The following is a 22333-nucleotide window of genomic DNA, read 5'->3' as shown; positions in this document are numbered from 1 at the left end:
GCTCCCCATGAAAATTGTCGTATGTATCAAGCAAGTTCCCGAAACTAACGACGTCACCATCGACCCGGTCACCCATAACTTGGATCGCCGTGGCCTGGCCGGCGTCATGAATCCATTTGATAAGAACGCCATCGAGCTGGCCTTGCACTTAAAGGATAGCACCAGTGACGACGTGCAAGTTGCCCTGCTCACCATGGGCCCGGACGACTACGCCGAATCCCTGCGTGAAGGGATGGCCATGGGTGCCGACGCCGGTTACCTGCTCTCTGACCGGGCCTTCGCCGGGGCCGATACCTTGGCCACCGGTTACGTCATCGCGCAAGCCTTGAAGAAGATTGGTGACGCCGATCTCATCCTCTTTGGGCGGCAAGCCGTCGACGCTGACACCGGTCAGGTTGGCCCCATCGTCGCTGAATTTCTCCACCAACCACAGATCACCTATGCCGCCAGCTTACGTTTGAGCGGTAAAAATGAAGTCACCGCTGAACGCCTGCTGGAAGACACCAAGCAGACCTTGGTTGCGCAACTTCCAGCCGTTGTCAGTGTCCGTAGCGAGCTAAACACGCCACGTTACCCAACGCCCCGGAACATTCAACTCAGCTTTGAGAAACCATTGACCGTTTGGCACCACGACGACCTCGACCTGGACGATTCTCGGCTGGGCCAAGCCGGTTCACCAACGATTGTGACCAAAGTCTACGCACCAAAGCCGGTCAAACGAGAACTGACGCCACTGACCGGAACGCCGAGCGAAGCTGCCAGCCAACTGATCAAGGCCTTAAAGGGCCGTCAATTAATCTAAGGAGGAATCTGCTATGTCAAAACCAGAACTGTGGGTCATCGCGGAACGCCGCTTAGACCACATTGAACTCACGACCCAACAACTGATTACCAAGGCCAAGCACCTTGCCGGCGACCAATTTCACACCGTGGCAATCCTGTTTGAAGCCACCAACGACCGCCTGGAAGACGAATTAAAATCCTATGGTCCCGACGAAATTCGGGTCGTGCGCGACGATCGTTTCCCAACCGCCACTGACGCCGAACACGCCGACGCCCTGGAACAGCTGGTCAAGAAATACCAACCCAATTCCATTCTATTTGGCGCCACCATCACCGGCCGCTCAATTGCGCCACGGCTCCAAGCCAAGCTACAGACCGGCCTGACTGCCGACTGTCTGGACCTGCGTTTCGATGACGACACGTTAGTCGCCACCAAACCATCCTATGGAGACAACATCATGTGTGAAATCATCTGTCCCGACCACCGGCCACAAATGGCAACGGTACGGCCCAACACCTTCGTGGCTGAAGCTGCGGATGGCGCTGCCGAAGTCACAACCGATACGATCACCTTCCACCCCGTCGACCGCCTGCAAGTCAAGACGGCTGTCCCCGTTGTCAACACGGCAACAACAGTCGGTGATGCCAGTCGCGTGGTTGCCTTAGGACGTGGTGCTGCTAGCGAAGCCACCATCGACACCGCTACCAAGTTAGCTGAAAAACTTGGTGGCCGCATCGGCGTCTCTCGGCCATTGACCGACCAGGAACGCTTCACGCACGACGACCAGATTGGACAAAGCGGGAACACGATTCATCCCGAACTGATCCTGAACTTTGGGATCAGTGGAGCCGTGCAATACCTCGTGGGGATGCAAGATTCCCAGACGATTGTTGCGGTCAATTCTGACAAGGACGCGCCGATCTTCGATGTGGCCGATTACGGCTACGTTGGCGATGCACCGGCGTTCATGTCCGCTCTCTTGGCGCAATTCGTCTAGTGATTTGTTTAGTGCTGGGATTGCCGAGATAGGCCGCCTGCGGCTGCCAGGGATTACGCCTGCTGCGGGGACCGCCTGCAGCCAAAGTACTGGCTTCCGGCTCGGTTTGAAATCTCGCGAGGTTCATGCGAGTTTCCAAACGCGTCCCACGCTGTAAGTCCGGGAAGAAACAACCGCCCGGCCTAACACCGCCGTCACGGCCGGCTGCATCCCTGGCCTCCTCCGGCTTAGGTTTGATTTTATTGGCAGCACTAAACAAATCATGGACCACTATCACAATTGCGCCAATCTAGCATGGCCGACTCTAAAAAACACTACTTGTGAATTTTAGTTGTGCCTCCGCATTATTCAAACCAATTTCACCTTGCGAAAAACAACAAAAGTCCCGGAACATCAACCATTTGACGTGGTCGGTGTTCCGGGACTTTTTCGTAATCTGGAAAATAATTGAAATTATTTTGGCAAAACATGAGACTATTTCTGTAATTTTTACATTAGTAATAAGTATAGGACTAATTCTAAACCAGCATCTCACTTTGAAACTGCTGTGTCCGTACCCTCGCAACACGCATCCTTCAAGCTATAGTCACTTTGTGCGCTACCTTTAGCCGGCAGTGACGATGACCTTAGCTGACGTCTTTTGTCAGGTTAGGTCATGGGACGCGCTTGGAGACGTCCGAACTTTGACGGCTTCAAGTCGAGGTTCAAGACCGCTTCTCAGGCTTGGACCGGTCCCCACAGCAGGCGAAATTCTGGCAGCCGCAAGCGGTGAAATTGACTATAGCTGAAACGTGTTCCAGCAGGCAGTCGGTTGCGCTTAACCCCACCCCAGCCAAAATCCAAACCCGGGATTTTCACCGGTGTGACGTTAATGCTTGCCGGCTAACCGCCTGCTTCCGCACTCTACAATTTTAGCAGTTCGTCCAACAATTGCCGCGCCGACTCATTGAGCTTGTCCTGTGACTTATCATTACCCAGATGAGTGTAGATTTCACCCACGTAGACGTTGTCCGTGAACAGACGATCGAAGACGGCATCGATGATTGGTTGCGTTGCTGCCTGTTCCTGCACCGGCCCGAATGGGTTGGCAAAGAACGTCGTGCTCATACCCACTTCATCGGTGGTGCCCAACGCCTTCCGTTTGCCGGCGATGAAGGTTGCCTTGGCCGTCTCTTGGTCGGCGAAACGGTGAACGCCCACGGCATCGTCGTAGTTGTTCGCATAGACCCACATATCGATGTGGTGGTGCGCAACCACGCGTGGCCAGGTGTTCGCTGGGATAATCACCCGCGCGTTCTTCTGCTCGGGGTTCATGTAGATCCCCCGGTCCATGTTGTTGAAAGCCACTTCACTGCTCAGATCATCGAGCCGGACAAACGCCCCGGTCTCCGTTCCCTGCGCGTAGAGTTCCTTACCCTGCAACGTGAAACTGCCCATATCGTCGAAAATGGTCTCCATGCTGACAATCTTGTCATCGGCAATCTGCTGTAAGGCCTCGATGGATTCGGACTTGCCGGCACCGGAATCACCGAAGAAGACGACGGTCTTGGTCTGCCCATTGGCAAAGGTAATCCGCATCATTGACCCGTGAATTGGCAGGCGTTTCTGCGCAATCATGTGCAGGTTGTGCAGCGTCAGGCACATCTTCTTCATGTAGCCAAAGTACGTGGTCTGATCGTTGTAAGGCACCTGACCCACGTAGATGTCGTTGGCGGCATCGTAGAAGTAGTGGCCGTTTTCAGGGTCGGCATCACTCGCAACGCCTGGCGTCCCAAATAACAGAACGAGGTCTGGCTTGTGACCGGCAACCTGCTTCGCATCGGCCAGCTGGAACAAGTTGGCCAGTGCCAACCCTGAAGCCATGTAGTCGCGGTGGAAGTAGATGTAGGCCAGACTTTCGCCAATCATCGCTGGGTAGCAGTAGTAGTCGTCTTCCGTTCCTTTGAAATTCGTCAACGGATTGACCTTCGTCGCCGTAAACGTCCCTTTACGCTTGTTGCTCTTGGTGTGCAACATCATTGGTGGCCGTAACATTAACCGGTCAATGAAGCGAATGTCCTGCAGCTTTTCGTAACCCGCGGGCATCGGCCACTTGAGTTGTTGTAACAACATGCAGGCGCTGGAACCAGCGCTCACTTGACGGTAAACGTGGTTGGCGTGCCCTTGAAGCTTTTCTTCGATGGTCCGGTACAAGCGAATCACCAGGTCGTTGAAACGTTGGTCGATGGTCATAAATTCACTGGCGACCACGTCATTTTGCTTGATGGTCATCGTTGCGACCCGCAAGTACGTCCGGTAATACGAATAGAGGTCTTCGATGCTGGCCAGAATTTCTGACTTTTGGTACTGTGCGAAAGCGTCCGGTTGATCGGTCAAAATCGCCTTGATTGTTGCGAGATAAACCTGTGGCGTGACCAGATTGAACGTGGTGCTTGGATCGGCAACTTCGGGTGTGTGTTCGCGCTGTTCGTCGAGGAACAAGCGCACAAAATCGGCCAGTTCGTCACTGTTAACGAGGTCAAAAATGCTGGTAATAAAGCGCGTGTTGTAGTCCAAGACCGCCACATTGCGGTCGGGATTTGCATAAAATGAAGCCAAATCAATTGATGCTGGTGTCTGCATGGTGAAGCCCCTTTCATAAATGTCTTAACCATCAGTCTAGCCTAAAAGTTGGACGGAGGGAAGCAACTTTACAAGATATTAAGTGCATTCGTCTCGTAGCTGTCTTACCATAAAAGGTGTAAAGCGCTGCCAATGTTTGTTTGGCGTCGATCTGTATCTCCGGTTATTAGTCATTAGGCACGCCATGAGAATTGAACTCAGTTAAATCTGACTGCCATAAAATGCCGATATGCAACTTACATAAGCTTGCGACTCACACCAACTTGACAGTCAATTCGGCAGCGTAAAGAATACGCAAATCAGTTACGAACTGACACTATGTCAGCCGCAGGGTCGGTGAAAATGGGCTCAGCTGTGGGAATTCTCTTAGTGGCAAGGGTTAGGCCACTTAGAGAATTGGTGGTGGCAAGACGCGTTTCCCAGCGGCTTGTCACCAAGCCTAAAGACCGCTTCTCGGCTTTAGGCGTCCGCCCTCAGCGCCACGGCCCATTTTCACCGACCCGAAGGCGCAACCAGTTTCAGTCCCAACTGAATGATTTTGAAAGGAAGCTTGAATCATGGAAATTGATGGTCACACCAAGTTAATCGCTCTAATTGCCCACCCAGCCGGACACTCCCAGTCGCCAGCCATGTACAACTTTGCCTTTGAACACGAACACATGAACGACCGGTTCTTGGCCCTCGACGTTGAACCAGAGAACCTCCCCCAAGCCATTGCCGCCGTTCGGACCTTTAAGATGCCCGGCGTCAGTGTCTCGATGCCCTTTAAGCAGCAGGTGATTCCTCTGCTCGACCACCTCGATGACGCCGCTCAGATGATCGGTGCGGTCAACACGGTCGTCAATCACAACGGTAAGCTGACCGGGTACACGACCGATGGCATCGGCTTCGTCAACGCTTTGAAGGATGATGGTGTGGCCTTAGCTGGCCAGACCATGACCTTAGCGGGCGTCGGCGGTGCCGGCACCCCGATTGCGATTCAGTCGGCCTTGTCCGGGTTGAAGACGCTGAACGTCTTTAACATCAACGATTCATCCGTCACCAATGCCAAACGTGTGGTTCAGGTCATCAACGAGCAGACTGACTGTCACGCCACCTTCTATCCCTTGGAGGATCGTGAACAGTTCCGCAAAGCCATTGCCGCCAGCGACTTGTACACCGATGCGACCGGCTTAGGAATGGGCAAACTGATCGACAAGACGCTGGTCGATGACCCTACTTGGTTTCACCCCAACATGACGGTCTTCGACACCGTCTATGCGCCAGCTGAGACCAAGCTGATGCGTGTGGCCAAACAAGCCAAGGTGGCCCACGTTATCAATGGTCAAGGTATGCTGTTGAATCAGGGCGTGGCGGCATTTAAGCTCTGGACTGGTCACGAGATGCCGGTCGCCGCTGTCCGTCACGAAATTTTTAAGGAGGATTAACTGATGTCAGATAAATGGTTAGGTTTAACGGATAAAGTTTGTGTCGTTACGGGTGCCATCGGTGGGATGGGGACCAAGATTTGTGAAGCCCTCGCCGATCAAGGCGCCAAAGTAGTGGCGTTGGATATGAAGCAGGACGCCGTGACCGCCTTTGCAACGAAACTCGCCGCCGATTATGGAACAGAAGCGCTCGCCGTGGCCGCCAACGTCACGGACGAGGCCAGCGTCAAGGCAGCGGTTCAGCAGGTCCAAGCTAAGTTTGGCCGCGTCGACGTTGTCATCAATACGGCCGGCATTTTGAAATTTGACCCACTGGAAGATCTCGACTACGTAACCTGGAAGCAGGTTCTCGATGTGAACTTGAACGGTTACTACTTGGTTACCCATGAATTTGGTAAGCTGATGATCAAACAACAGCACGGGACCTTCGTACACATCTCGACGGTTGCCAGTGACATCCCCGAGACCTACAGTGGCGCGTACAGTACCAGCAAGGCCGGCGTAAACATGCTGTCCAAACAGGTTGCGGCCGAATGGGGCATGTTCGGTATCCGCAGTAATGTCCTGGAACCTTGCTTGGTCAAGACGCCGATGTCTGCGGCCTTCTATGCGGACCCGAAAGTCGAAAACGGCCGGAAAGAGCTGACCGCCAGCAAGCGGATTGGGACGACCGACGATATCGCCAATGCCATCCTGTTCCTGGCTAGCGACCGGTCGAGCTATATCAACGCTGCCGGCCTCGCCATTGATGGCGGCTTCAGCGTCATGATGCAGAATCAGATTCCAAAGCCCGGTGGTCGCCGTGGCTTTGCGGAAACCCATTAATATTTAGCCAGACTAAAGGGCCTGGGACAAAGCCCCAGGCCCTTTTATTGTGCCATCTTATATGGTCGAAACGTGCGCCAAAAGGCAGCCGGTTCCGCTTAAAACTGATAACCAAACAATCCAAAACCGGGATTATTCGGTTATCAGCCTTAATGCTCGCCGGCTAACCACCTTTTGTCTCACTCTCTTCTCTGTTTTAATTTAATTGATTAGTGACTCGAGGTCCGTGAACGTAAGCGTTGGACCCACGGACTAGCTGGCCGCGGACTGCTCGCCTTGACGGGTTGATTTAATAAAATCACACCAATGATAATAGCCACAAACCCCACGACTTTAAATCCCGTCAAGATTTCACCAAAAGCCCAGACGCCGATCAGGCCAGTAATGGCCGTGCCGACGCCGGCCCAGACTGCATAACCCACGCTTAGGTGGAGCTGCCGCAAGGCTAACGAGAAACTAAAGATTGCTAGTCCGTAGAGGAACATCCCCGCAATCCCGATCCACCGATGAGTAAACCCATCTGAGAACTTCAACAAGCTTGTCCCGACAATTTCGACACCGATTGCGAATACCAACTGTAACCATGCCCGCATCGTGCAGACCCCCTTTTAGCTATTTAATAGAATCACGCCAACAACAATGGCCAATAAGCCACTGATTCGGCTGAGACTGAGCCGTTCCCGGTACACCACAACGGCCAAAATAACCGTCGCCACTGTGCCGAGACCTGCCCACATGGCATACGTCACCCCTAATGGAAGCTTTTGCATGGCGAGTGTCACCAAAATCAATGAACTAAAGTACCCCACCAACACCATGATCGAGGGTATTAAATTTCGAAACCCGTTTGCTTGCTTCAAGAAAAAGCTTCCAACAACTTCCATAAAAATACCACCGAACAATAATCCATATGCCATATCTATCACCTCGCTAAAATTTTCGCTGTGAACCTATTCTAAAGAAACTTTAGGCAAAAGGCAATCAAAAGATACGCCTGGCTGATTACAGTTTTGTGACAAAGAGATAGCGGCCTTTAGCCATTTAGCGAAGCACCACGTCGTCAGCTTAACTTCAAAGATGGCCACCTTAAGATTGGGTTAGGCCATCCCATAGTTTGCCGTCATCGTTAACCAAGGCCGCCTAGACTAACTTAGCCAGATGGCGTACAGTAATCCCAATACCTATTTAGGAGGCTTCCCATGGACGTTGAAACTTTTTGGCAACACTTCAAAACTACTCACCCCGACATTACCACGACACACCACGATACCTATGCCTTTGGCGCAACCGATGAATCCGCTGACCTGCTGGCACACCTGGTCAAAATTGGCCAGAAGACCGCGACGACCTCAGCACTCGACCTCTATGAAGTCGACGAGTCCCTCCCCTTTGTGGGCGAGTACAACGTCATCTTAGACGCCCATGACCAACCCGTCTGTATCACGCAGACCAAGGTCACCGAGGTCGTCCCCTTTGACCAAGTCACCCAGGAGCACGCCTATCACGAAGGCGAAGACGATCGCACACTGACCACGTGGCGGCGGGAACATCGCGCCTTCTTCACCGCTGCCTACCACGAGATGGGCCGCACCTTTAACGAGCAGATTCCCTGCTTCTGCGAAGTCTTTGAACGCGTGGATTGACACTGAAAAAGCTGCACCGAACCAGCCATGACGACCGATTCGATGCAGCTTTTATGTCTCATTTATTTAGTAGTCTGACGCTTCCGGCCATCCCGCAACATCGCCGCAAAGATCCAGCCAACAACTGCCACCACGCAGAACGTCACGAAGACAGCATGGTAACCCGCCAACGTGGCCGCCGCATGCGACGTGACTTTGACGTGAATCGCAGTCACCATGGCCAAGATCAGCGTGGCGACGGCAACCCCGGTCGACCCGAGAATCTGCCGCACGGTCGTAATGACCGCTGTCCCATGTGAGATCAGTTGGTCGGGTAACGAGTTGGCACCCAATGTTACCGCGGGCATCATGACAAAGGCATTGCCACCTTCAATCAGAGCCGCAATCAGAATCATGGCAACCAAGGACTGTTGACGCGTAACAACTGCCAGCCACAGCCAGCCAATCACGATCATCGACATCCCCGTCAGCATGGTTGCCTTGAACCCAATACGATCGGCCAATTTCCCGGTCAACGGATTCAACAGGCTCAACACGACCGCCCCGGGGACCAGCGCCATCCCAGATGCAAATGGTGAAAGACCCAATACTTCCTGATAATACAACGGAAAGACGATCGTTACGACGATCAAGGCAATGTACGACGTCCCGGTCAACAGGACCGCCAAGTCGAAGTTAAACGTCTTCAACACACGCAGGTCCAACAGGGGTTCCGTCGACTGAAATTGCCGCCACACGAAGAACGCCACGGCGAGCAGGCTCACCACCAGCAAGCCGCCCATCAGACCCCAGTTGACGTCAGTCTTGCCAATTTGGTTGACCACGTACAGGATTCCAATGAACCCAACACTACTGATCACGGACCAGTAGTCCAGGTGTGACTCGTGCTGTGGCATCACGTCCTTGATGGTCTTCAATGCCACCAAGAAGACAATGGTGATGATGACCATGAAGACGACGAACAGTCCCTGCCAGGTCGTGTAGCGTAGCACGATCCCGGAGATAATGGGACCGACTGCTAACGCCGACCCCATGACCAGGCCGGCCATCCCCATCACGCCACCCCGTTGTTTCTCCGGAGTGATTCGCAACATCACGGTCTGATATGAGGGGAACATGATGCCGACCGCCATGGCCTCCATCACCCGCCCCAACATCATCAGACCGAAGCTTGGTGCTAAGTAGATAATAAACGTCCCAATGTCGAATAACGCTAAGACACTCACGAATAAGACCGGAAAGCGGATGTTATTTAAGAGCCAGGGACTCACGGGCATCATGACCACCATCACCAGCATGAAACCGGTCGTCAGCCACTGCACTGTCGAGGCCTGTACCCCGAAATAGCGCATCAGCGTTGGGTACGCCGTCGACAGCGATGACTGGCTGATGGACATCGTAAAGGTCCCGGCCAATAACGTCCAGATGAACGCCAAGTGATTGTAGCGTTTTCCCTGTAAATCAATCGGTTGTTCCATATAATTCTTCCTCCCTATGCCCACTTTAGAAGCATTATCAACTGGTTATTATCCTAGTCCTTTTCCGATGACCTGTAAACTCAGGCGCCCCGGCGACCACTATGCAATAAAGTTACTTATCCGCTAATCTTTGGTACAATGAAACTAATTAAGGTTGAGGCAACTCAGCCGTCGCGGACTACGCAAGGAATGAGGGTAAAATATGGACTTAGTGGCATACTTACACGACGAGATTAACTTCTTAACGGAACAAATGAACCGGGCTAAAGAGGAAAAAGATAACGCAATGAACTTTCTATGTGACGCCCGCATCACTGAAGCAAAACGGATTCTGGATCAAGTCGACAACGGCACAATCAACCGGCTGAAGGCCGAATAACGATTGGAACAAATGCCCACAAAAAGCAGCACAGCACCACCTGACGGCGAGTTTGGGACAAATGTCTCAGACTCGTTTGTGCCGAAAACGTGATTTTAAAGGGACTCGTCACCTGGGGAGGAACGTCTGATGAAAACACGGATCATTGTTGAGAGTTTGACTTTACTGGTCGTGGTCGGCCTGATTGCTTTTCTGATTTTCAGGTTCGTCACGGACTTCAAGACAACACTCTTAGTTATCCTGGCCTTAGCCGTTGCCGGCTTTATCAAAAACCATTTCTTCAAGAAGGATGCGTCCCGTTGATGAGGTCGGATTTTTTCAAGTGGTCGGTTCGCCTAAATCTTAATTTAGGTGTAGATTAGTAATGTATGGAAACGTTTGGGATTGTCCATAATTGGCTGGTCGCAAACGAAATTTTGAGGAGGTAACACGTTGATAACCATTAAATCAGATCGTGAAATTAAAAAGATGGCCGAATCCGGTGCCGTACTTGCAGGTGTTCACAAGGGCCTGCGCGACATCATTAAGCCAGGAATTTCAAGTTGGGAAATCGAACGGTTTGCCAACAAATATATCGCGGAACACGGTGCCACCCCTTCCGAAAAGGGCTTTGAAGGTTACAAATACGCTACCTGTGTCAGTGTCAATGACGAAGTGGCCCACGCCATTCCTCGCAAGGACTTACTGTTAAAGGAAGGCGACATCGTGGCCGTCGACATGACCGTTAACTTGGACGGTTTCGAAAGTGACTCTTGCTGGACATACGCCGTCGGTAAGATTAGTCCTGAAGCCCAACACTTGATGGACGTCACCAAAAAGTCCCTCTACTTGGGAATCGATCAAGCCGTTGTGGGCAACCGGATCGGTGACATTGGTCACGCCATCCAAGCCTACACGGAAGGTGAAGAACACATGGGTGATGTCCGTGAGCTGATCGGCCATGGGATTCAACCAACCATGCACGAACAACCTAACGTGCCTAACTACGGTGAAGCTGGCAAGGGCCTGCGGTTACGCGCCGGCATGACGATTACCATCGAACCCATGATCAACTTGGGGACTTGGGAAATCGCTTCCCGTGAAACTGATGACAAGTCTTGGGAATACTACGTGACGGCTGATGGTTCCCTGTCCGCCCAATACGAACACACCCTGGTCATCACCGATGACGGTCCTAAGATCTTAACGTCTCAAGACGACGATATCGACGCAAAGTACCGGCTCTAGTAAAGGAGGCCACCCATGGCACTGACCAACCACACGCCGGAGCAATCCGTTCAAGCTATCTTTGATAAGATTGCCCCGCAATACGATCAGATGAACAGTGTCATCAGTCTGGGGACCCACCGTGTCTGGCGCAAACGCGTCATGACCATGATGGCCGTCCGTCCTGGTGACTTCGCGTTGGACCTGTGTTGTGGGACTGGCGATTGGACGTTGGCTTTGGCCCGTGCGGTCGGCCCCGCCGGTCGGGTGGTCGGACTGGACTTCAGCCCGGTCATGTTACAAGAGGCCACGGCGAAGGTTCGTACCGCTAAGCTAAACGACCGCATCACGTTGCGGCAGGGGGATGCCATGCATCTGCCCTACCCCGACAATAGTTTCAATGTGGTCACGATTGGCTTTGGCCTGCGAAACGTGCCGGACGCCAACCAGGTCCTACGGGAAATGGCCCGCGTGGTCAAACCCGGCGGCCAGGTCGTCTGTCTGGAAACGTCGCAACCGACGAATCCGGTGATTCACGCCGGTTGGCAGGTCTACTTCGGTCACCTGGTTCCCCTGATGGGCAGTGTGGTGGCGCACCACTACCAGGCTTACAATTACCTCCAGCGTTCGACCCATGACTTCGTGTCGGTCGACCAACTCGCCGCCATGTTTACGGCGGCTGGCCTGACCCGCGTGAGTTATACCGCGTTCAACTTGGGCGCGGCGGCCGTGCACTTTGGGTACAAGCCCTATTAACCCAAAAGTTATCGCGTGCGGCTGCCAAGGATTCTGCCGCTGTGGGGACCGCCTGCAGCCAAAGAACTGGCTTCCTTCGGCTACTATAACTTTTGAGTCACAGGGTTTAACCATATCGCAATTAATTTTCATTCTAAAATCAAACAAATCCCCTTGAGTTTCATGACATTTTGCCAGCCAACTCAAGGGGATTTTCTAGACTTTAATTGAAGATATTTACTAAGATGCATTCGCACAATTGTCTGTACGCATACTATCTCGTCGAAGTAAAAGAAAACAAATATTTTAGAGACTCAGAACATCCGGTAAGCCAGTCATCAGCTTGACTGAGCCGCTTCTAGTATGATTTTTGATCACGATAATTTGTGCTTGTAATTCAATTGATCTAATTTCTGATAATAATAACGAACTTCCTGCATGGCCGGTTTGGGCATTCGATCGGCAAATAGGAGTCCATCCCCAGAAAACGCGCCGTCATTAGGGCGATCATCAAAATCGCCACCATACTTTAAGACTTTTCGTCCACTAATTTCGTCCCGTGCATACAACGCTTGATCAATGAAATCCCAAATAAACCCACCACAATCTTGCGGATATTTCTGAATCAAACTGACATATTGAGCCAATCCACCCACTGAGTTTCCCATTGAATGCATATATTCACAAAAGATTAAAGGTTTGTCTGGTTTCTGTTGCAAGTATTCTGAGGCTTTCTCTGGTGGCATATACATTCCACTCTCAAAATCAGAAATTCGACTACGATAAGCAGGGTTCCGACTGACACCTTCATAATGGACTAAACGTTCGGGATCATGTGTATGATAAAACTGGTCCATTAACATAAGATTATCGCCTGCATAGGATTCGTTTCCTAAAGACCACATCAGAATAGAAGAGTGATTCTTGAGCCATTCAAAGTTTGATTTGGCCCGATCTAAAGCCATTCCACGCCAAAGCTCTCCGGATCCTGGTAAGTTTTCCTCTGGATGTCCTCCAACCCATGTCCCGTGTGTCTCCAGATTATTCTCCGCCATAACGTAAATTCCATAATGATCACAAAGAAAATACCAATAATCTTGATCCATATAATGACAAGTTCGAACAGCGTTAATATAATTATCCCGAAAAGTTTGAATATCCTCCCGCATTTCCTTTGAAGAGATTGCCCTGCCCTTCTTTGCGCTCCATTCGTGCCGATTGACGCCATTAATTATTAGTCGTTGACCATTCAATTGAACAATATTTTCTTCATTGATTCTAATTTTTCGAAACCCAAACTCATAATGCACAACTTCTTCGGTTGTTCCATTCAAATCATAAACTTTAAAGACAACCCGATAAAGGTTTGGGCGATGGTTATCCCAGACTTTAACGGCTGAAACTCGTCCAAAGTCAACGCTAGTTTGTTTCTGTTTAATAAGACAGGACTGACGATTAATCAATCGATTATCAGGATCATATAATTCACATTTTAGTTGCCTGGAAATGTTACCCGAAAGTTTCAAGTCACAAGTTAATAGACCTTCTTGTTCCGAAACACTTAGCTTAGGATGCAAAAAGAGATCTACCAGATGCGTATCCGGCCAAGCCACTAATTCTACATTCCTAAAAAGTCCAAAGAAGCTAAACATGTCTTGATCTTCTAAGTATGCAGCCGTACTGTACTTAAAAACTTCGACCGCTAAGTAATTATTCTTGTCTTCCAAATAAGGTGTCAAATCAAACTCGTGTGGTGCAAAACTATCCTCAGCATATCCAATGAAGTGGCCATTCAACCACAAGTAAATTGCACGCTCCGCACCTTCAAAAATAATGTGAGTTCTCTTCCCGATAAAGGACTGTGGCAAGTCAAAGTATCTAGCATATTCACCTACAGAATTATCTTCACCTTTAGAAAAGGAATTTTTTAACGATTCCTTCTTATCGAAAGACCGTTGTACTTTTGTAGACCACGGATATTGTATATTAATGTATTGATTTTGTGCATACCCGTTCAATTCAATATGGCTAGGAACTGAAATGTTATCAAAGCTTGCTAAGTTAAAACCTGGTTGATAAAACTTTTTAATTCGTTGCATTGGATTATCCGCGTAATGGAAAAGCCATTCCCCACTGAGATTATGCTTAAGGCTACTGTCATGGTTAACCCCCTCTTTCTCGTTTGCATAAAATGAGTGGTCACTATGCGCTTCTAAAGCATTAACACGATAAACCATAGGATCATCGAGCCACGATAGTTGTGCTTCCAAGATGTCTCTTCCTTTCTAAAAATGAGCAAACAAAGCCTAGTTGACTTTATTTACTCATTTTTAACTTAATAATTTCCTGGGCTAGGGGTGGACGAGATTAACAGCAAGTCTCCGCTAATGCTCCAATTCAATACATCGTTGGGAATAATGAAATGTTGCCCCTTTGCTATGGTGTACTGTTTGTCACCAATTTCAAGCACTCCTTGACCTCTAATCACTGAGTACAACATAAATGGATTCTTACCACGGTGATAATCTACTGTGCCTTTGATCCTATTTTCAAAAACTGAAAAATACTTAGAGTCTGGTGGACTCACCAATTTTGTGATTGTTGAGCTTCCCTCATGCGATACTTTAGAAGTAATCTTAGGCATCTCAAATGGCACCGTAATGACATCCAAAGATTGCTGAACGTGCAAGCTTCGTTTCTTCCCAGTGTGCTTATCCACACGGTCCCAATCATACATACGATAAGTCACATCTGAACTCTGCTGAGTTTCCAGTACTTCTATTCCTTTGGTTAAAGCGTGAACAGTACCACTTGGAACATAGAAAAAATCACCTGCTTTAACTGGTTGTTTTCTCAATAATTCATTCCAATCTCCGTCTTCAATCATTTGTGCCAACTGCTCTTTGCTCTTTGCTCGATGCCCATAGATTAAGTAAGCATCGGGTTCAGCGTTAATAACATACCAGCATTCGGTCTTGCCACTGTCATTTTCGTGCACCTCAGCATAATCATCATCAGGATGAACCTGAACAGACAATGCCGCCTCAGCATCCAATATCTTAATCAATAATGGAAAACGTTTTGACTGCGGTTGGCCAAATAGCTTCGGCTCTGATACATACAAATCCGATAGCAGTTTCCCCTTATAGGTTCCGTTAGCCACCTCGTTAGGTCCATGCGAATGGCCCGAAATTGCCCAACATTCACCAATATTTCCATCTGGTAATGTATATCCAAAATCATTTTCTAATTTCCGTCCACCCCATAGTTTTGAATGAAAAATCGGTTTCAAAAAAAGTGGTTCCTGCATTTTATTACCTTCTCACAAATTATTCCTGCTGACTCTGCTTAATTGCCAATGCAAAATTTCCAATTGTTGCTGATCCATTATTTTCAACCAATGGTCGAACAATATAATCTTCCAATGAAGGTAGCGAAATATAATCGTTAATTAACAGCTTATATTGTTGCCGAACTTTTTTAAGAAAAGTATCATTCACCACACTACCGCCCAAAACAAATTTACTTGGCCGCAATGTCATTGTCGATTGCATTAAAGCCTGAGCCATATAATAGGCCATCACATCCCAAACAGGATCGTTCAAAGAAACATCCTCGCCGCGTTTACCCAAACGTACTTCAAATGTGGGACCTGACACCAATCCTTCAAGACAATCATGATGATAATGACAAATACCTTCAAAGCCCTTATCATTTGGATGACGTTTTACAAATACATGCCCCATTTCTGGATGACCTAAATCGCCCAAAAATTTTCCATCATAGATAATACCCGCCCCAACACCAGTACCTATCGTATAGTACACAAGCGAGTTGAGCTTTTGCCCTCGCAAACGTCCAATAATATATTCACCATATGCAGACCCATTCACGTCTGTTGTCAAAAATATCGGGATGTGTAACCGATCTTTTAATATTTGATAAATTGGAATATTGCGCCAATCTAATTTTGGAGAAGCCATGATTGATCCAAAGTTTGCACTCTTCTTATCAAGATCCAGAGGACCAAAACTCGCAACTCCTAGTGCACTTATCTTAAACTGCTGAAAATAATCAATTACCTTAGACAGCGTCGTATCAGGATCTGTTGTTGGGAAATGATGACTATCAACAATGTTATATTCTTCATCTCCAACCGCACAAACGAACTTTGTACCACCTGCCTCAATACTTCCAACTAACATAGCATCATTTCCTTACATTACTTTACTTTTTAAACTCGAGCGTTTTAATTTCATATGGTGCTAAAGCGAGCTTCACTGTACCAGTTTGCCAACTACTATCATTGGCCTCTTCAAGTAAGTTAACTTCTCGCCAACCAGAGTAGTCAAACGTTGGATTCATTTCAATTACCCGACGTCCTCCCGTATGATCATGAAACCGAACAATAATATTGTCACTATCTTCAGCTCGCTTAACCGCATCAATATTTAGAACCTGATTACTTGGCATCGAAAAAACATTAGATTGATTAGCAAGTCTTTGACCTTTCAATACTTGTAACGGACTATTTAACGCCCAAGCATTCTCCTCAACTTTCCCTGAAACAAAGTCTCCTTCATGCGGTAATAGGCTGTACGTAAATTCATGATGACCAATATCCGCTTCAGGATCTGGACTAATCGCACTCTTTAAAAGCGTAATTGTCATTCGGTTGTCTTTAATTGCATACCCATATTTAGAATCATTTAATACCGAAACGCCATAATTGTGTTCTGAAAGATCTGCCCATTGGTGACCAACCGTCTCAAATTTTGCCCAATCCCAACTGTTATTCCATGTGTTTGTCCGCTTTAAATTACCAAATTGAATCTGGTAACGTGCTTCTGTGGAACGAATGCCAGTCGTGAATTCTGATTTTAATAACTTTTGGTGATCTTGCCAATCAAGACTCGTCTTAAAATCAATGCGTCGTGAATCACGATACAGGATCATATTCTGGGAAACTACAGAGTGTAAATACTTATAATTGAATTGAACTACCACACGCAGTTCATTGTTTTCAATTACCTTAATTGACTCAGCCTTCAATGCATGCTTTTTTTGATAATAATAAAGATCAATATTCCATGCATCATAGTCACGTGGCTTATCTTCATAGACTTCCAACGCATTACCAAGTTCATCTTGAGCTAAAACATTCCGCTGTGCCTGGCGATCAAAAATTCTAGTTAATTGCCCATCACTATTCCAGTCAATTTCGTAAAACGAGGTTTGTAACCCCTGCTCATTGATTTCAGCAACGTTAAAATCACCTGTATCTTCGACAGCCTGTCCTTTATGGAAAGTAATTACTGTACTTTCAGTAGCAGGAATCACTGGTGTGTTAACTAAATAACCACCATCAATCTTTTCGGCATTTAGAGGAAGGTTATCCTTGTCAGTAAAAATACCTTCATCCTTTACTGGAACTTTAACTAACTCCTGTCTTGCCCATCCTTGATCATTAATTATAGTAAAGCTATCTGCCGTCTTCTGGTCATTCAGAGTTTTATCAACTTGTTCGGCCAATAAGAGGACATTATTATAATCTTTTTGGCTGTCCTCATAAACCTCATGAATTGCCGACCCTGGAATAATGTCATGAAATTGGTTTCTTAACAAGATCTTCCAACCATCGTTTAGTGTCTTTTGTGGATATTGCGTACCATTAGCCATCTCATTCAAAACAGCGTCATATTCGAGTCTTCGATAGATCAGTTCGAGCTTACGATTCATCTTTTTCATATAAGCATGGCTAGTGTAGGTACCACGATGAAATTCCAGATATAATTCACCATCCCAAGTTGGCACATACTGTGTCTTCTCGGCTGCACTTACTGTCTCATGAAGCTGGTCAAAGAACTCTTTACCTGTGCCAGTTTTAACATGTGGTAATCCAGGAAGTTTATCTAAAACACGTCGACTTTCAAGCATGTCACGGTTAACACCGCCACCACCATCTCCATAGCCATAGGCCAATAATAAATTATTATTAAAGGACTTATTGCTATAGGCATCATAGAGCCCTTTAACTGAACTTGGTGTCATTTCACCATTATAGGTATAAAACCAAGAGTCAGGATTATCCTTCATCTTCCCAGCATCCGGCGTTGTGATAAAGTGCGTCAAGATCTCAGTTCCATCGATGCCTTTCCACATAAAAGTATCGTTTGGCATTCTATTATATTCATTCCAGCTAATTTTTGTAGTCATGAATGTATCAAGACCAGACTTACGTAAAATCTGTGGTAACGCCCATGAATAACCGAATACATCTGGTAACCATAAATAGTGAGGACGCTTATTAAACTCTTTTTCGATGAACCGAGTTCCGAACATAATTTGACGCACTAGGGATTCTCCAGATGGAATATTGCAATCTGCCTCAACCCACATAGCACCGTCAACTTCCCAACGGCCTTCTGCAACTCGCTTTTTAATCTCCTTAAAAATTTCTGGATAGTCCTCTTTAAGATAGGCATAAAGTTGCGGCGTTGTATGCAAGAAAACATATTCTGGGTACTTATCCATCATTTTCAGAACTGTTGAGAAAGATCGCGCCGCCTTCTCACGAGTATGCTTTATCTGCCATAGCCAAGCTAAATCAATATGCGTGTGTCCTAAAGCCGTAACAGTAACTGGTGTATTCTTAATAGCATGCTTCAAATAGTCTTCAACTAGAGTATTCGCCTGCTCGACTGAACGGTAAAAGTCGACTGAACCCGGTTCTTGCCAATCTAAGAGTTTGGTCGCTTGATCCAAAACATTTTGCATTTCATATCGATTAGGTGAATCCTCAGGCAAAATATCTACCGTATCTATCATATTTCTCATTGATAGATATAAACTGTCTGTTGAATGATCTAACTTTGCAATGTCTGCATAATTAAATTCATGGATAATTGGCTTTGTAGGGTCCCCATGACGACCATACATACCAGTCCATAATTTGATATCCAATTGAACCTTTTTTCCCTGATATTTATCAGGAACTAATACTTCTTCATGATTCGAATCAAGTCCCTGTAATGGATGTCCATTTACGAACAGCATTCCTTCAAAACCAGTTTGGTGTAGATTTCCGGGAAGCCCAAAATTAAAGAGCATCACCATTTCCTTCTCATCTGGTAATTGAACTTGTGTTCTTAACCATGCATACTCGTTAAGTTCTTTCCATTTATACCCTGGTGCAACATCTACATAATTGGCATCAGTGGCCGGATATTTCAACTCTCCATGAAGATCATCTAGGGACATTTGCCAATTCGTAATGGCACGCCTGTTCTGATACCGATATGCCTGTAACTCACTAACTCTTGCATGAATCTTTTCACTAGTAAAGAACATCGCCATTTTAACTAACTCCTTTTCTCAACTACGTATAATCTCATCACTTTTTATTAGCAACCTTATCACGATCTACCTTTAAAACGATTGGTGGATTAACCGTATCTGGACTCTCAGGCCACACTCTAGAGTAGTCATAACCAGTAATTTGCTTAGTAATCCGCTTTGTTTCTTCTGTCGCATCACGTTTTGAGCCACCGTCACGAAGTCGTTTTACTTCATCAATAATGACTTTATGCGTATGACGATTCAACTTGAAAGTTAATGCCACTAGCAACGCTAAGAGGACTAAGCCACCTGCACCAACAAAGATCGCCTGCATGATCGCATTTTGAACGTGAATCGGTTCAGTAGTTGCATTCTTAACAAATCCATTAGCATCTAAAAACATTCCGACTAGAACAGTTGCGATAGCCGCCGTAGAATTACGAGTCAAGCTAATAACTGAAGCAAAAACACCTGCACGATTATGGCCAGAAACTAATTCATCAACGTCTGGAATAAATGGATAAACATTCCAAGGGGTGAATTCCAATAATGAACGACCAATTTGATAGACAAAGGAAATGATAAACAACCACATCACAATATTTGAAGGTTGACTATGAACCACAGTAAAGTAACCGCCATACATCAAGAGCATTAGCCCATATGATAATATGTACAAGAAGCGAGGGCCAAATTTAACCATCAACCATCCCCCAATTAAGGTTGTCACAACCCCAACGATAGACAGTGATAATAAATTAGCAGCTAATGTTGCACTAACGCCTAGTACATAAACACAGAAGTAGGTAAAGACTGTGTTATAAACATCTTTCCCAGTGAACGACAGTAAGTAAATATATAAATGCTGTCTAAAGCTTTTGATCTTAAGCGTTGAAATATATGCTTTGAAATCTTGTGCAAGAGCTTGACCAATACTTCTCTTTTCGTTAATGTCGCCAACAGCAATTTCAGATACCGGATGTTCCCAGGTACTGAATGCGGAAATGTAATAAGCAACAACAAACAAAATACCAAAAATTAAACCGTTGATGAAGAATGGCATGGGTGACTTAGTCCCCATAACTCGGAAAAGCTGTCCTGGCAAGAATGTCCCAAAGAATGTGGCACTAGCTGAGAAAAACATCCGTGCTGTGGAGATTTTTGTTCGCTCGTCATAATTTTTAGTCATTTCAGTTGGTAGCGTTTCGTATGGAATTGAAATGGTTGAGACGGCATCAAAAACACAGTAAATAATCAGATAGTACCAAAAGCTTCTTCCGCCAACCCACATCAAGGTGAAGGTTAATAGTAGCGGCGCTCCAAAATACATAAAGGAGTGACGGCGACCGAAGCGACGACCAATCTTTGTCCGATAGAAGTTATCCGTCCATCCCCCCATCAACATACCACAAGTTCCCGAGATAATTTTCCCAATTGCCACAATTAAAGCACCTTGAGTTGCACTTAAATTACAGTATGTCGTGTAAAAGAAGAGCAGCCAAGCACCAATGATTGTCTGGCCCCCGCCACCAACCATGTCACTAACCCCAAAACCAATTGATGTCCAAAAAGTAACTTTCCTTTTTTGATAGACACGATGGCTGATATAATCTCCAATTTTTTTCAAAGCCATATACCTCTTTCCTTGAGACAAGTATTAAATGCCATACACCTTAGACACAAATGTAGTAAAATCAAATACGTTAGCTAACCCGATGCACAAATTCATTGTAAGCGATTACATATATAGTGCCAACTACTGTTTAAGATATAAGGTGCACTAATCTAATATCTGATTAAAAGAGGTAAAACTAATGTTTATTCATATCGAAGAACCATACTTAATTCACCTACAGGCTTATTCCCATACTGACTCTCAAAGGGTGTCAGCATCTTTACCTGCTAATTCCTGCAGCCTAATGATCACCGGAACAAGCAAGTCTGAACTGACTATTAATAATAGTATCAGTGTTATTCCTGAATCATCATGGAAAATTATTTACACCAAATATGATACTGAATTACAGATTGATGGGCCTTTAAACTTATTTATTTTTATGCCAAATCAAACTGGAATTACAATCGATAATCATATCTTTCCAAAAAGATTTGGATCAAAATTTCATGGATTTACGATACCTTCTACGGGTGAAATCACGCACCGAACCAATGTTCAGCTTCTACTCCAATGTTTTCAAAGTCAAAATGTGAATGATAATCTAGGGCTATATCAACAAGAAATAAACTATGGTTTCAATCTTCTTTTAATTAATATCAGCAAACAATTTATTCATAAAATACAACATTCTCCGACTCTTCTTACCTCACAAACCAATTCCAAATTTGAAGAAATCGAACGCTATATCGCCGATCATATCCATGAAAGACTCTCAATTGCTGATATTGCCCAAGAATTCAAAATTACACCTGAATATTTAACGACTCTTTTTCAAAAGAATGAGCATATATCAACTATTCACTATATTCACTTTCTGAAAATATCTAGCGCTAAAGATTTATTAATTCGAACCACAATGTCCGTTAAGCAAGTTGCATTATATTTTGGATTCACCAATATAAAATACTTTTATCGACTCTTCAAAAAAGAAACTGGTATCACTCCCAGTGAGTATCGACGATTGTTTCAAGAAAGAACCGAATCCAATTAAGATACGTTCCCAAATATTGATTTCTAGTATATTCAATATGGTACTTATCCTAGGGATTCCTTTAGATTCTATCCGCGGTATATGCCTTTACCTTCGACTCTTAGTTCTCCAACAACATTTTTTCACTAAGTTAGTTTGCACCATATTAGGTGCAATCGAGTAGGAGGTAACCAATTGGTTTGGCTACCGACCTCTCACACCACCGTACGTACGGTTCCGTATACGGCGGT

The 22333-nt window shown here is 46.5% G+C and carries 19 protein-coding genes; 10 read left to right on the top strand and 9 right to left on the bottom strand.

Going from position 1 to position 22333, the window contains the following annotated elements; translation table 11 throughout:
• Positions 1 to 7: 7 nt before the first annotated feature.
• Together EKM73_RS02235 and EKM73_RS02230 are read left to right on the top strand one after the other, a co-directional pair.
• Positions 8 to 802 (top strand): electron transfer flavoprotein subunit beta/FixA family protein, encoded by a 795-nt coding sequence (locus tag EKM73_RS02235; protein ID WP_125700368.1) that lies wholly within the window; start codon positions 8 to 10, stop codon positions 800 to 802.
• A gap of 13 nt (positions 803 to 815) precedes the next feature.
• The gene (locus EKM73_RS02230) at positions 816 to 1781 is read left to right on the top strand and encodes an electron transfer flavoprotein subunit alpha/FixB family protein (RefSeq protein ID WP_125700367.1); all 966 of its coding nucleotides are present in this window, start codon (positions 816 to 818) and stop codon (positions 1779 to 1781) included.
• A gap of 903 nt (positions 1782 to 2684) precedes the next feature.
• Here the strand turns inward: EKM73_RS02230 and EKM73_RS02225 are convergent.
• Positions 2685 to 4403 carry a phosphoenolpyruvate carboxykinase (ATP) gene (locus EKM73_RS02225; protein ID WP_125700366.1) on the bottom strand — a complete coding sequence of 573 codons (1719 nt, stop codon included), beginning with the start codon at positions 4401 to 4403 and terminating at the stop codon, positions 2685 to 2687.
• Between the two features lie 557 nt (positions 4404 to 4960).
• On the opposite strand from EKM73_RS02225, the gene EKM73_RS02220 reads away from it, so the two are divergent.
• Positions 4961 to 5830 (top strand): quinate/shikimate dehydrogenase, encoded by an 870-nt coding sequence (locus EKM73_RS02220; protein ID WP_125700365.1) that lies wholly within the window; start codon positions 4961 to 4963, stop codon positions 5828 to 5830.
• Positions 5831 to 5833: 3 nt separating this feature from the next.
• Positions 5834 to 6655: an SDR family NAD(P)-dependent oxidoreductase gene (locus EKM73_RS02215; protein ID WP_125700364.1), complete on the top strand. Its 822-nt coding sequence runs from the start codon at positions 5834 to 5836 to the stop codon at positions 6653 to 6655.
• 209 nt (positions 6656 to 6864) lie between these two features.
• On the opposite strand, the gene EKM73_RS02210 is transcribed toward EKM73_RS02215, so the two are convergent.
• Together EKM73_RS02210 and EKM73_RS02205 are read right to left on the bottom strand one after the other, a co-directional pair.
• The gene (locus tag EKM73_RS02210; RefSeq protein ID WP_125700363.1) at positions 6865 to 7248 is read right to left on the bottom strand and encodes a DMT family transporter; all 384 of its coding nucleotides are present in this window, start codon (positions 7246 to 7248) and stop codon (positions 6865 to 6867) included.
• Positions 7249 to 7263: 15 nt separating this feature from the next.
• Positions 7264 to 7572, bottom strand: coding sequence for a DMT family transporter (locus EKM73_RS02205; protein ID WP_125700362.1), 309 nt, complete (start codon positions 7570 to 7572; stop codon positions 7264 to 7266).
• A gap of 282 nt (positions 7573 to 7854) precedes the next feature.
• Here EKM73_RS02205 and EKM73_RS02200 point away from each other — a divergent pair, with 282 nt between their 5' ends.
• Complete coding sequence (locus EKM73_RS02200; RefSeq protein WP_125700361.1) at positions 7855 to 8298, top strand: ASCH domain-containing protein; 444 nt, start codon at positions 7855 to 7857, stop codon at positions 8296 to 8298.
• A gap of 62 nt (positions 8299 to 8360) precedes the next feature.
• On the opposite strand, the gene EKM73_RS02195 is transcribed toward EKM73_RS02200, so the two are convergent.
• Positions 8361 to 9776, bottom strand: coding sequence for an MFS transporter (locus tag EKM73_RS02195; RefSeq protein ID WP_125700360.1), 1416 nt, complete (start codon positions 9774 to 9776; stop codon positions 8361 to 8363).
• Between the two features lie 202 nt (positions 9777 to 9978).
• On the opposite strand from EKM73_RS02195, the gene EKM73_RS12720 reads away from it, so the two are divergent.
• The 4 genes from EKM73_RS12720 (at position 9979) to EKM73_RS02185 (ending at position 12117) form a co-directional block, all read left to right on the top strand.
• Positions 9979 to 10155 carry a hypothetical protein gene (locus EKM73_RS12720; RefSeq protein ID WP_164508827.1) on the top strand — a complete coding sequence of 59 codons (177 nt, stop codon included), beginning with the start codon at positions 9979 to 9981 and terminating at the stop codon, positions 10153 to 10155.
• 129 nt (positions 10156 to 10284) lie between these two features.
• Positions 10285 to 10458 (top strand): hypothetical protein, encoded by a 174-nt coding sequence (locus tag EKM73_RS12715; protein ID WP_164508826.1) that lies wholly within the window; start codon positions 10285 to 10287, stop codon positions 10456 to 10458.
• Positions 10459 to 10587: 129 nt separating this feature from the next.
• Positions 10588 to 11382: a type I methionyl aminopeptidase gene (gene map / locus EKM73_RS02190; RefSeq protein ID WP_125700359.1), complete on the top strand. Its 795-nt coding sequence runs from the start codon at positions 10588 to 10590 to the stop codon at positions 11380 to 11382.
• Between the two features lie 15 nt (positions 11383 to 11397).
• On the top strand, positions 11398 to 12117 hold the full coding sequence (locus tag EKM73_RS02185) for a demethylmenaquinone methyltransferase (RefSeq protein ID WP_125700358.1): 720 nt from the start codon (positions 11398 to 11400) through the stop codon (positions 12115 to 12117).
• Between the two features lie 353 nt (positions 12118 to 12470).
• Here the strand turns inward: EKM73_RS02185 and EKM73_RS02180 are convergent, their stop codons facing one another.
• From EKM73_RS02180 to EKM73_RS02160, 5 genes are all read right to left on the bottom strand, one after another.
• A complete protein-coding gene (locus EKM73_RS02180; RefSeq protein WP_125700357.1) occupies positions 12471 to 14366 on the bottom strand; it encodes a glycoside hydrolase family 2 TIM barrel-domain containing protein in 1896 nt (631 codons plus the stop codon).
• Positions 14367 to 14431: 65 nt separating this feature from the next.
• The gene (gene manA / locus EKM73_RS02175) at positions 14432 to 15406 is read right to left on the bottom strand and encodes a mannose-6-phosphate isomerase, class I (protein WP_125700356.1); all 975 of its coding nucleotides are present in this window, start codon (positions 15404 to 15406) and stop codon (positions 14432 to 14434) included.
• Between the two features lie 19 nt (positions 15407 to 15425).
• Positions 15426 to 16301, bottom strand: a complete 876-nt coding sequence (locus EKM73_RS02170; protein ID WP_125700355.1) for an ROK family protein — start codon at positions 16299 to 16301, stop codon at positions 15426 to 15428.
• 22 nt (positions 16302 to 16323) lie between these two features.
• Positions 16324 to 19452, bottom strand: a complete 3129-nt coding sequence (locus EKM73_RS02165) for an alpha-mannosidase (protein WP_225421255.1) — start codon at positions 19450 to 19452, stop codon at positions 16324 to 16326.
• Positions 19453 to 19489: 37 nt separating this feature from the next.
• The gene (locus EKM73_RS02160) at positions 19490 to 21067 is read right to left on the bottom strand and encodes an MFS transporter (protein WP_125700354.1); all 1578 of its coding nucleotides are present in this window, start codon (positions 21065 to 21067) and stop codon (positions 19490 to 19492) included.
• A gap of 181 nt (positions 21068 to 21248) precedes the next feature.
• Here EKM73_RS02160 and EKM73_RS02155 point away from each other — a divergent pair, with 181 nt between their 5' ends.
• On the top strand, positions 21249 to 22103 hold the full coding sequence (locus EKM73_RS02155) for a helix-turn-helix domain-containing protein (protein ID WP_125700353.1): 855 nt from the start codon (positions 21249 to 21251) through the stop codon (positions 22101 to 22103).
• The last annotated feature ends 230 nt before the right edge of the window (positions 22104 to 22333 follow it).

This window comes from Levilactobacillus fuyuanensis (assembly GCF_003946395.1).
GTDB classification, from domain to species: domain Bacteria; phylum Bacillota; class Bacilli; order Lactobacillales; family Lactobacillaceae; genus Levilactobacillus; species Levilactobacillus fuyuanensis.
The sequence above is the reverse complement of the archived record's forward strand: the minus strand, read 5'-3'. Positions and strand labels throughout refer to the sequence as shown.